Source organism: Fulvivirga imtechensis AK7 (assembly GCF_000331535.1).
Classification (GTDB): domain Bacteria; phylum Bacteroidota; class Bacteroidia; order Cytophagales; family Cyclobacteriaceae; genus Fulvivirga; species Fulvivirga imtechensis.
Genome location: NZ_AMZN01000072.1, coordinates 103,303 through 113,728, shown reverse-complemented (window position 1 = coordinate 113,728; position 10,426 = coordinate 103,303). Strand labels below are relative to the sequence as shown.

General features: G+C 42.3%; 11 protein-coding genes. 10 read left to right on the top strand and 1 reads right to left on the bottom strand.

Annotation, left to right across the window (positions count from 1 at the left end; all coding sequences use genetic code 11):
• The first annotated feature begins 366 nt into the window (after positions 1 to 366).
• From C900_RS20965 to C900_RS20925, 9 genes are all read left to right on the top strand, one after another.
• Positions 367 to 570 (top strand): tautomerase family protein, encoded by a 204-nt coding sequence (locus C900_RS20965; RefSeq protein WP_009582212.1) that lies wholly within the window; start codon positions 367 to 369, stop codon positions 568 to 570.
• A 12-nt stretch (positions 571 to 582) separates the two neighbouring features.
• Positions 583 to 1,326, top strand: a complete 744-nt coding sequence (locus tag C900_RS20960) for an SDR family NAD(P)-dependent oxidoreductase (RefSeq protein ID WP_009582211.1) — start codon at positions 583 to 585, stop codon at positions 1,324 to 1,326.
• A 158-nt stretch (positions 1,327 to 1,484) separates the two neighbouring features.
• Positions 1,485 to 1,868 carry a nuclear transport factor 2 family protein gene (locus tag C900_RS20955; protein WP_009582210.1) on the top strand — a complete coding sequence of 128 codons (384 nt, stop codon included), beginning with the start codon at positions 1,485 to 1,487 and terminating at the stop codon, positions 1,866 to 1,868.
• Entirely contained in the window at positions 1,843 to 2,928 is a 1,086-nt protein-coding gene (locus C900_RS20950; protein WP_009582209.1) for an NAD(P)H-dependent flavin oxidoreductase, read from the top strand. Before C900_RS20955 ends, C900_RS20950 begins: the two co-directional genes overlap by 26 nt.
• Positions 2,929 to 3,085: 157 nt before the next feature.
• Complete coding sequence (locus tag C900_RS20945) at positions 3,086 to 3,592, top strand: YciE/YciF ferroxidase family protein (protein WP_009582208.1); 507 nt, start codon at positions 3,086 to 3,088, stop codon at positions 3,590 to 3,592.
• A gap of 32 nt (positions 3,593 to 3,624) precedes the next feature.
• Positions 3,625 to 4,062, top strand: coding sequence for an Hsp20/alpha crystallin family protein (locus C900_RS20940; RefSeq protein WP_245558465.1), 438 nt, complete (start codon positions 3,625 to 3,627; stop codon positions 4,060 to 4,062).
• 254 nt (positions 4,063 to 4,316) lie between these two features.
• Positions 4,317 to 5,636, top strand: coding sequence for an ABC transporter substrate-binding protein (locus C900_RS20935; RefSeq protein ID WP_009582206.1), 1,320 nt, complete (start codon positions 4,317 to 4,319; stop codon positions 5,634 to 5,636).
• 74 nt (positions 5,637 to 5,710) lie between these two features.
• Positions 5,711 to 6,490: an AraC family transcriptional regulator gene (locus tag C900_RS20930; RefSeq protein WP_040497215.1), complete on the top strand. Its 780-nt coding sequence runs from the start codon at positions 5,711 to 5,713 to the stop codon at positions 6,488 to 6,490.
• A gap of 114 nt (positions 6,491 to 6,604) precedes the next feature.
• Positions 6,605 to 7,231, top strand: a complete 627-nt coding sequence (locus tag C900_RS20925) for an NAD(P)-dependent oxidoreductase (protein WP_040497214.1) — start codon at positions 6,605 to 6,607, stop codon at positions 7,229 to 7,231.
• 76 nt (positions 7,232 to 7,307) lie between these two features.
• Here the strand turns inward: C900_RS20925 and C900_RS20920 are convergent, their stop codons facing one another.
• Positions 7,308 to 7,796, bottom strand: a complete 489-nt coding sequence (locus C900_RS20920; RefSeq protein WP_009582203.1) for a MarR family winged helix-turn-helix transcriptional regulator — start codon at positions 7,794 to 7,796, stop codon at positions 7,308 to 7,310.
• Positions 7,797 to 7,982: 186 nt separating this feature from the next.
• Between C900_RS20920 and C900_RS20915 the strand changes: the two genes are divergently transcribed.
• Positions 7,983 to 10,370, top strand: coding sequence for an efflux RND transporter permease subunit (locus tag C900_RS20915; protein WP_009582202.1), 2,388 nt, complete (start codon positions 7,983 to 7,985; stop codon positions 10,368 to 10,370).
• The last annotated feature ends 56 nt before the right edge of the window (positions 10,371 to 10,426 follow it).

Below are 10,426 nucleotides of genomic sequence, written 5' to 3'. Positions count from 1 at the left end.
CGAATACAATTTAATCGGTTCTACTATATCGAACTCACGTTAAGCTAAGAAAATCGTTCCTAAGAAGCACAGTCATCTCACCTGTTCCGAGCATGGCCTCGAGGGACCAGAGGGAGAGATCTATACACCTTTGAAGCAGTTATTTGTGAATAGATCCCTCTCCCGATATGAAATATATGAAATCGGGAGGGGATGACATTCTTAATAACATTGACCTTTTCCTTCCCCTGATTTTGATTGGGTATTGTAATTTATCATTCATCGGAAGGTGATCTACCTCACACTTTATTAGTGATTTAACTCCTCGTCACCAGCGCTATTTCTGGCTCATCTTTGTATCCGAAATATTTTAAAACATTTAAAAATATGCCATACATCAATATCAAGGTCACTGACGAGCTGGTGACCAGGGAACAGAAGCAAAAGCTCATAGAAGGGATAACACGCCTGATGGTGGAAGTGCTCAACAAAAATCCTGATACCACTCATGTGGTGATTGATGAAGTACCTATCGACAACTGGGGACTCAGCGGAAGACAATATTCAGAAATAAAAAAGTATAAAAAATAAAAACTGATGATTATGAAAGCAAAAACAGTAATTGTAACCGGGGCATCGACAGGAATAGGCAAGGCCATTGCGCAACTATTTATGGAAAAAGGGAGCAACGTTGTTATTAATTCCTTTAGTAAGGAAAGGCTTCAGGATGCGTATGAAGAGTTTGGATCACCGGAAAATGTGGTTATGGTGGCTGGTGATATCGGCAAAAAAGAGGTAGGACAGCAGCTCATAGACACCGCCATCAGTCATTTCAAGCGGCTTGACGTGCTAATCAATAATGCAGGAGTGTTCCAGCCGAAGCCATTTTTGGAAGTACAGGAGCATGATCTGGATCAATTTTTAAGCACCAACCTAAAAGGCACCTATTTTGCGTCACAAGCGGCAGTGCGCCAAATGCTGAAGCAGGGGGAGGGATCGATCATCAATATCGGAACAGTGTTGGTGGATCATGCTATTGCAAACCTGCCGGCTACTGCCCCTATTTCCAGCAAAGGCGCTATTCATGCCCTCACACGACAGTTAGCTGCCGAATTCGGGAAAAACAACATCAAAATAAATACCATTGCTCCTGGTATCATCCGAACGCCCTTGCAGGGCAAAGTTGGAGTGGAGGACGCGGATAGTCTGGCAGGTCTCCATCTGCTTGGCAGAATTGGCGAGCCCGAAGAGGTAGCTCAGGCGGCCTGGTACCTGGCGAATTCGGAATTTATTACCGGAGAGATCTTAAATGTAGCCGGAGGTCATACTGTAGGCCATGCTATTTAGTGTTTGTAAGAAAACTCCAAGTGGCTTTAAGAAAACGTCAAGGTCAAGGCTTGTGAAGTCCCAAAAAGCGGAACGCACTGAGGTACGTGAGCATTTTTGGGACGAGCGTAACGCAGACATTGGCGTTCTTAGAGACACTATTTAAAATCACGGAAAGTATGTATGAACAAAAAGTTATTCAGATACAGGAAGTAATAAAGATCTACTTTGAAGGGATTTTTTATGGTGATGTGCAAAAATTGCGGCAGGTCTTTGTGAACAGCGCTTGTTTATATGGAGATATTAAAGGAGCAGGGTACATCAAAACGCTGGACGAGTATATCGAAGGTGTAGAGAACAGGCAGTCCCCAAATGCTTTGGGAGAGCAATTTGAAATGGAGATCGTTGCTATAGAAATTATGGGTAACGTTGCTATTGCTAAATTACATTTACCAATGCTTGGCTACAACTACTACGACTACCTTTCGTTGAGTGTTGTGGAGGGCGCCTGGAAAATCGTAAACAAGATATTTACTCATGTGGAACAAAACAAGGGTAACTGACCTGCTAAGGATTAAATATCCTATTATTCAAGGGCCATTTGGCGGAAGGTTTTCTTCCGCCAAACTGGTCGCTACTGTTTCCAATTCAGGTGGATTGGGGTCTTTTGGATTAAATGCCTGTACTCCAAAAGAAATAACAAGAATCAATGCCGAGATCAGGTCGTTGACAAATAAAACTTATGCCCTCAACCTGTGGGTGCCCTTAAAACATGATCCTCTGCTTCACTATCGATCTGAAGATTTTGAAGCTTTAAAACAACGTTTTCAACCATATTTTGATGAGCTACGCATTCCGCAGCCCGAATTTTCAATACCGGATAGCCCAAATTTTGATGATCAGATCAAGGCTGTCTTAAAGGCAAGGCCTCCGGTAGTGAGTTTTATTTTTGGAATACCACCGCAAAACTACATTCTGGAGCTGAAGAAAACCGGCATTGTTATCATTGCCACGGCTACAACTGTAGACGAGGCTGTTCTAGCCGAACAAGCCGGGGTGGATCTGGTAGTGGCATCAGGTACAGAAGCAGGCGGGCACAGGGCTTCTTTCCTTAAGCCTGCAGATCTGTCATTAACTAAAACTATTCCCCTGGTCGCTCAGGTAGTGAGAAATGTGGCTATTCCTGTGATAGCCGCTGGTGGGATAGCTGATGGGAAGAGTATATGTGCTATGTTGCAGGCAGGAGCATCTGCGGTGCAAATAGGTACAGCTTTTCTGGCTACTGATGAATCCAACGCACCCGATTACCACAAACAAAAGCTGCTGGACACACAACTAAAAACTGAACTTACAAAGGTGTATACCGGTCGTTTGGCACGAGCATTGTCAAATAAAATTATACTGGATTTTAAGAACAACTCACAGGAGAGCTTTGCGCCATACCCGGCACAAAGCACATACCTTGCACCGCTGAGAAAAGCTGCACTTGCTCTACGCAGATATGATTTACTTCCGATGTGGTCCGGACAGCCTTCAACAGTGCTTACTTACCGGTCAGCCAAGGCACTGTTCAATTGGCTGGTTGAGGATACTGCCGAATCGTTTAATTGTAAAACAGTGTAGCCGTCAGCTTAACCGTTTTTTAACGGGGTTGCCAGCTATTAAACATCAGGATGCAAATCTTCTATTCCAATAACAAAAGTCATTGGCCTACTCCCTGTTCGCAGAGTAATTTTGGACGGAATTATTTAACCATTGTCCAACTAAAAACACATTAAATATGACAACGAAATTGGAAAACCTCAAAGACCTTTTTTTAGAACAGGGAAGGGAGCTTTATGACGCTGCTAAGCAGGAGCAGAAGGAATTGCCAGGTATTCAAAAGCAGGTAACAAATCAACAGCTAAGGAAGATCATAGACAGGCAACTGGATGTAGCAAATACGGAGATCAGGTATTTGGATGAAGCGTTCAAGAAGCTGAATGCAAGCGCCCAGGGTGAAAAAAACCACTGTTGTGAATCGATTATAAAACAAACTAAAAGCCTGATTGATCGAAGCAAGGATGCGGAGGTACGTGATGCAGTGATTGTGAATTCTATTCAGCGATTGAACCACAACAAGATCACCGGCTTTGGATCACTGACTTCTTATGCGAAGGAAATCGGTCATAAAGAAATAGCCGATAGCCTGCATAAGGCGCTAGAGCAGGAAAAAGGCATTGATCAGGATCTTTCTAATCTCGCTGAGAAGGAGATCAATAGAAAGGCTGTTTCCATGGCGCTATAAAAAAATCATCATTTAAACCTTCTATTAAAACTATGTCACTACTAACAAGAAGAGCAATGGATGTGCTACCCGGAATGCGTAGCAACCTAATGGATATACTTGATATGGACCGATTTTTCAACCAACCGACTCGTTATGCCAGAGTACCTGCAACGAATATCAGAGAAACCGATGATGAGTTTTTGGTAGAACTGGCAGCACCCGGTATGGCCAAAAAAGATTTTCACGTAGACGTTGATAATAACATACTGGAAATAAAGGCAGAAAAAGAGGAAGAATCTGAAGAGCAAAAAGGTACTTATACACGCAGGGAGTATGACTATACATCGTTCTTTCGATCTTTTGATCTGCCTCAAACCGTGCAGGCTGATAATATAAAGGCAGCATATGAAGATGGCATCCTCAGGATACATCTTCCAAAAACTGCTGAAGCCAAGAGAAAACCGGTTAAGGCAATTGAGATAGCCTGATCCCACTTGATATATTCCAGTCTACAGATTCCGACTTAGTATTTTGCCGGAGACCTGTAGACTTTTTTGTTTTTCGATATCCCTGATTTTATCCTCATCGCGAAGAGCAGTTAGTAGAAATGAAACATCCGGCTGCTTTCTAAGGTGTTGTGGACGTATTTCCCCATGTCAGAAATCCATACATTATGCACTTCTCATATTGGTATATTTTTCTGATATTCAAATTTTTTAACGCAATAAACTAAAACAGTAGTATGACATATGTTGGAAAATGGTTAATGACAATTACGGCTTCTATTTCACTCACAGCGAATGCCTTTGCTCAACAACAGGAGCGGTACCTTGAGTTTTCTTTGGAGGAGCTTTCGGCTGTGGATGTAGTGAAGCCATTATTACCACTGGACGTGGATTCATCAGCCATTATTTCCGGTAATACTGTAAATCTCGGATACCTGCTTCCGATGGCCGGTTATCCTGATTTTACAAAGGAGCTAATCAACTCCGCCCAGTTGGCTATTGAAGAGATTAATAAGCAGGGCGGGGTATCAGGTAAAAAGCTTTTTTTAGTTCCGGCAGATATTGGTGCAACGGAAGAGTTTATTGTAAAAAGAGCAAACCGCCTTATTGATAACTACAACACCCACTTATTTTTGGGGCCGACCAGCTCCGATGGTCTTATAAACCTGTCGGACCAACTGCTACCTAAAAAAGATTTCATGATTGTTTCTCCTACAGCCACATCACCTGCGGTAAGTGCATTGCAAGACCGGGGTCTTATTTTCAGAACGTGTCCTTCCGATGCTGTTCAGGGAAAACAGGCTGCCGCTTTTTGCTATAGTGACCTTGGAAGTCAAAAGGCTGCGGTGCTGTATCATGATAATTTTTATGGACGTACATTGCAGGAAACATTTGCCAGAGAGTTTGAGGAAGCCGGAGGAATGATATTAAACGCTGTAAGAATCAACCCACATATTAATATTGATGATTATGATATGGGTGACAAGCTGGATAGCCTTCTAATGGGTAAACCCGATGTTATCTATGTTATTAGTCTGGCTAAAAGTTTTTCAGCTATATCCCATCAGATGGCTCGGAAAAAGGTATTTTCGGACGGCTATAGACCTGTAATTGTTATGAGTGACGGTGCTACGGGAGAGGATCTGGCACAGATGGGAAATCTAGAAGTGTTGAATGGCATGTATGGTTTTTACCTGCCTTTTACCGGAAATGAAAAGTTTGCGGCCAAATACGAACAAAAATATGCACAAAAGCCACTCTCTCTTGCGGCTGAATATACGTATGACATAGTGTATTTAATGGCATTGGCGGTTATGAATGCTAACAGTACAGACCCACTTCTGGTATCGCTGCATTTACAGATGGTAGCAACAAAAGGGCTGCCTGTGACGAGCGAAAATTTTTCACAAGCGCGGGAGTTCATAAATAGTGGCAAAGATGTGAACTATGAAGGCATAACGGGAAAGCTGGATTTTGATAGAAACGGGGATGTTAATGAAAGAAGTTTTTCCAGGTGGCAACTTGTAGATGGCGAAATAATATACATCGACAAATAAACTGTCGGATTCGTTCAATTCAAAGAAAACAATCTGAACGAAATTTGTTGTTCTTATTGAAATAAAGTGTTTCTGTGATAAAGAATCTGTTACCTGATGTATATACTGTCTTGAGTCCTTTTGTCAAAGACATACGGACACTGCAATCTGACACCTTGAATGGCTCTTTGCAAAGCTTCAAATTCTTTGCTGATGGATTGCCGGGTATAATGTACCAGGAGTCAAGTCAGGACCTGCTGATCCATGAGGGAAAGAAAAGACTTCCTTCACTGTTTCTATATGGCCAGACAGTGAAGCCTATCGAAATAACTACCGGAGGAGACTGCAGGATCATTGTAATCTATCTTTACCCCCATGTTATCAGGTCATTATTTGGTGTTGAAGCTCATGAGTTTACAGATACTTGTCTGGATTTTGACCTGCTGCCGTTTGGTGAAGTAGCCAAAACCATGGAATTATGTCAGGAGGCTTCTATTGAGCGACAAGTATATTTATTGTCGGATTTTTTGATCAAATTGATCACAAGAAATAACCTTTCAGTTGAAAGTGAGCTGCAGTATGTTACTAATAAAATGACAGCATCAGCGGGAAGTGTGACCTTGAAATCACTTCAAAAAGACCTGCGTGTGTCAGAGCGAACCTTTGAGCGCATGTTTCTGCGACATGTAGGCATTACACCCCGGCTATATGCAAGAATATGTAGGTTCAATGCGACTATTGAGCAGTTGAAGTCAAACCAACAAACCAAGCTAACAGACATCGCCTTTGACAACGGCTTTGCCGACCAGTCTCATTTTATTAGGACATTTAAGGAATTTACCGGTCTTACTCCCAGAGAATATCTAGCTAGCTAAGGTGCAGCTTTTTTTCTTCCCTTCACAGGTCCATCTTTTGATTTTCTTTGGCTGTCGGTTGCATTCTATCTCACCTGTTTTTCTGTCTATAGTTTTGCTGAAAAAAAGAAAAACATGAGACTAATTATTTTCGGAGCAACGGGGAGCATAGGCAAGCAAATTGTGCTACAGGCGCTTTCATTAGGACACGATGTGACTGCTTTTGTCAGAAGTATTGAAAAACTGCAAGATATCAAGCATGATAACCTCAACATTTTAAAAGGTGATGTACTGGATCCTGTTTCAGTAGAGAAAGCTGTTAAAGGACATGATGCAGTTTTTTGCACGCTGGGTGACGGAAGAGCAGGGAAGATCCGTGCTGTAGGCACACGAAATATCATTCATGGAATGGAAAAATCAGGCGCGGAGCGGTTGATATGTCAGACTACTTTGGGGGCTGGTGATAGCAAAGCAAACCTGAATTTTTTCTGGAAGTACATTATGTTCGGCTGGTTTCTGAAAAAAGCCTTTTTAGATCATGAGTTGCAGGAAAGGTACATTAAGGATTCCTCTGTTAACTGGACAATTGTTCGTCCGGGGGCGTTTACCGATGGAGAAGTTACCGGTAAATTCAGGCATGGATTCTCAGCAACGGAAAAAGCCATAAAGTTGAAAATATCCCGTGCTGATGTGGCAAAGTTTATGCTGCAGCAGTTGCATACGGACCAATATATTCAAAAAACACCCGGGCTTTCTTATTGAGTGAACTACTGCAATGCTTTTACCCTCTCGTTATGGCCTGTCACTTGCAGCCGTGATGGAGGGTTTTGGAAGCGATCTATTGTGCTTTTGCGATATTTTGATCGGCCTCCTTTTGCATATTTACAGAGATCTGCTTCACCATTTTCTTCATGATCCTGTCCATATCTTCAAAGTCACGTTCATCCATGGGCGCCAGTACTTTGGCTCCCAGGCCATGTCGGAAGGCAGTGAATTGCTGAAATACTTCCTGGCCTTTTTTTGGGGTGAGGCCTACTGCTACTTTTCTGCGGTCGTCAGGGCAATTGACTCTTTTTAGTACTTTTTTATTCACCAGCTTATCTATAATGCCTGTAGCTGTGGAGTAGGGGATGTCCAGGTATTCAGCAATCTCTCGCATGATCACTTCTCCTCGTTTGCCAACAAATGCTATAATGGCTAAATCCTGCTTGGTAATATCATTTGCGCCAATAATAGTTATACATGATTGATCTGTTTCCTGCGTTTTTGCAATTAGCAGCTCAAATACATCCATAAATTCATTGATAAGCTCTTCCCTGTTCTTCATGTGCCCTCGTCAAATTTTTAGCATTTTATGAAAATACTTCTATTAATACAAAACTGGAGCCAAAAATGTTCAGTTAAAAAATATTTCGAAAATTGAAATATTTTGAAACCAAAGTTTTTGGTATTCGTTTCGGTTATTAAATATTACGAAATACAAAATATTTTAAAACCGTAAAAATCCTGTAAAATGAACAACCGCCTTCAATCATTGAAATCCAAAAGTGGAAAATTTGGCGCTGGATTGGCCAGATTCGTGATCCGCTACCGATGGATGCTTATTTTGGCGTCAGTGCTATCTGTGCTGGCAGCCGGCTATGGGGCAAAGAATATAACCTTCAATAGCGATTATCATGTTTTCTTCAGTGAAGACAACCCGCAATTGCTGGCCTATGACGCGCTTCAAAACAAATACACCAAAGATGATAATGTCTTCGTAGTATTTGAACCAAAAGATGGTAATGTTTTTTCACCTTCTACTTTGAGCGCTATTGAGGAATTTGTAGCTCTGGGCTGGCAAACATCCTTTTCAACAAGGGTGGATGCCATTACGAATTTTCAATACACCCGTTCAGAAGGAGATGATCTTTATGTAGATGACCTTGTAAGTAATGCAGAGACCCTGACTGCCGGGCAGTTAGCTGACATTAAAAGTATAGCTACTACTGACCCAAGAATTAAAAATCGCCTGGTGGATGAAGATGGGAGTATTACTGCAGTGAACATTACAGTGAAGCTACCGGACCATGGCGACCCAAAAGACAATGAAAAAGTGGTGGTATATGCCAGAGAGCAAATAGCGGCATTTCAGGAAAAATATCCTAATCTGAATATTTACACTTCTGGAATGGTGATGCTGAACAATGCTTTTCAGGAAGCAGCATTTAACGATATGTCTACCTTAACGCCACTGATGTTTTTAATCGTCCTCGTTACCATTCTGTTATTTACCAGAACCATCAGCGGTACGTTTGCCACTTTGGTAGTGATCATTTTTTCGATTGTCACTGCTATGGGGCTTGGCGGTTGGCTCGGTATCTTCCTTACACCGCCTTCATCAGCTTTCATGAACATTATCATGACCTTGGCGGTGGCTGACAGTATCCACATTCTCATCACTTTTACGCAGGGGCTTAGAAATGGCCTTGAAAAGAGAGAGGCTATTATCGAAAGTTTGAGGGTCAATTATCTGCCGGTGTTCCTTACCAGTCTTACCACTGTCATAGGTTTTCTTTCCATGAATTTTAGCGATTCGCCTCCTTTTCGCGATCTTGGAAACCTGACCTCATTAGGGATGACCGCGGCTTTTATATTTTCAGTGATCACTTTACCCGCTTTGTTGGCAGTTCTTCCTGTAAGAATAAAAGCCAGGGCTAATATGGAAAAAAGACCACTTACTTTTATGGAAAGGCTCGCTGAATTTGTCATTGCCAAAAAAGGGAGAGTAGCTATAGGAAGTGTGGCTGTGATTGTCATTTCTTCGGTATTCATATTCAGCAATGAGCTGAACGATGAGTTTATCAAGTACTTTTCTAAGGATGTTCAATTCAGAACCGACACCGACTATATCAGTGAACACCTGACCGGGATCTATACCATGGAATTTTCTATGGGATCCGGTGAGCCTGGAGGTATTAATAACCCGGCATACCTCGAAAAGCTACAGGAGTTTGAGAGTTGGCTTTACACGCATGACGAGGTAATCCATGTGAACTCATTTACCGAAGTTTCCCGTCAGGTGAACAAATCCATGCATGGTGATAATCTCGACTATTATACACTTCCGGACAACAGGGAACAGGCTGCGCAGTTTCTGTTGCTCTATGAGATGTCACTTCCTTTTGGGCTTGACCTCAATAACCAGGTTAATGTAGATAAGTCTGAAACCCGGGTAATTGTAACACTGAAAAACATTTCGACTAATAGAATGCTTGCCCTGGAGCAACAGGTGAGTGACTGGCTGAAGGGAAACGCACCTTCATATATGCAATCGGAGGGTGTTAGCAGTACGATGATGTTTGCTCACCTGACCCAACGGCAGATCAACAGTATGATCACCGGTACCGTACTTGCACTATTGCTGATCAGTTTTGTACTGGCCATTGCTATAAAAAGCTTCCGTTTCGGATTGATCAGTCTGATCCCCAACCTGACTCCACTGATTGTGGGACTTGGTTTATGGGGACTGTTCGTGGGGTACATCAATACCGGTATTAGCATAGTTTTCGGCATGACGCTCGGTATTATCGTTGATGATACCGTCCATTTTCTGACCAAGTATCTCAGAGCAAGAAGAGAAATGAACATGGGCGCTGAAGATGCAGTGCGATATGCTTTCTCTACGGTTGGTCAGGCTTTGTTAGTCACTACTTTCGTGCTGGTGATGGGCTTTTTAGTCATCGCTCAATCAGATTTTGGTATGAATTCCGGTATGGCTAAGATCACAATGCTTATTATTTCTCTTGCACTGATCCTTGATTTTCTCCTGTTGCCGGCCATGTTGATCATGTTCGCTAATAATACCAACGAGGTAGAGGAAGCAGATAAAAAAGCAGAACTGGAGATGCAGGCAGCCTAGCGATGATAAAGAACCCTTGTATTGTGCGTCTATTCTCCGGGAGCCTGGCGAGTTAA

Bases quoted from the DNA above. Each gene is read 5' to 3' on its own strand.
- C900_RS20965 (WP_009582212.1), top strand. From the start codon at position 367: ATGCCATACATCAATATCAAGGTCACTGACGAGCTGGTGACCAGGGAA.
- C900_RS20960 (WP_009582211.1), top strand. From the start codon at position 583: ATGAAAGCAAAAACAGTAATTGTAACCGGGGCATCGACAGGAATAGGC.
- C900_RS20955 (WP_009582210.1), top strand. From the start codon at position 1,485: ATGTATGAACAAAAAGTTATTCAGATACAGGAAGTAATAAAGATCTAC.
- C900_RS20950 (WP_009582209.1), top strand. From the start codon at position 1,843: ATGTGGAACAAAACAAGGGTAACTGACCTGCTAAGGATTAAATATCCT.
- C900_RS20945 (WP_009582208.1), top strand. From the start codon at position 3,086: ATGACAACGAAATTGGAAAACCTCAAAGACCTTTTTTTAGAACAGGGA.
- C900_RS20940 (WP_245558465.1), top strand. From the start codon at position 3,625: ATGTCACTACTAACAAGAAGAGCAATGGATGTGCTACCCGGAATGCGT.
- C900_RS20935 (WP_009582206.1), top strand. From the start codon at position 4,317: ATGACATATGTTGGAAAATGGTTAATGACAATTACGGCTTCTATTTCA.
- C900_RS20925 (WP_040497214.1), top strand. From the start codon at position 6,605: ATGAGACTAATTATTTTCGGAGCAACGGGGAGCATAGGCAAGCAAATT.
- C900_RS20920 (WP_009582203.1), bottom strand. From the start codon at position 7,796: ATGAAGAACAGGGAAGAGCTTATCAATGAATTTATGGATGTATTTGAG.
- C900_RS20915 (WP_009582202.1), top strand. From the start codon at position 7,983: ATGAACAACCGCCTTCAATCATTGAAATCCAAAAGTGGAAAATTTGGC.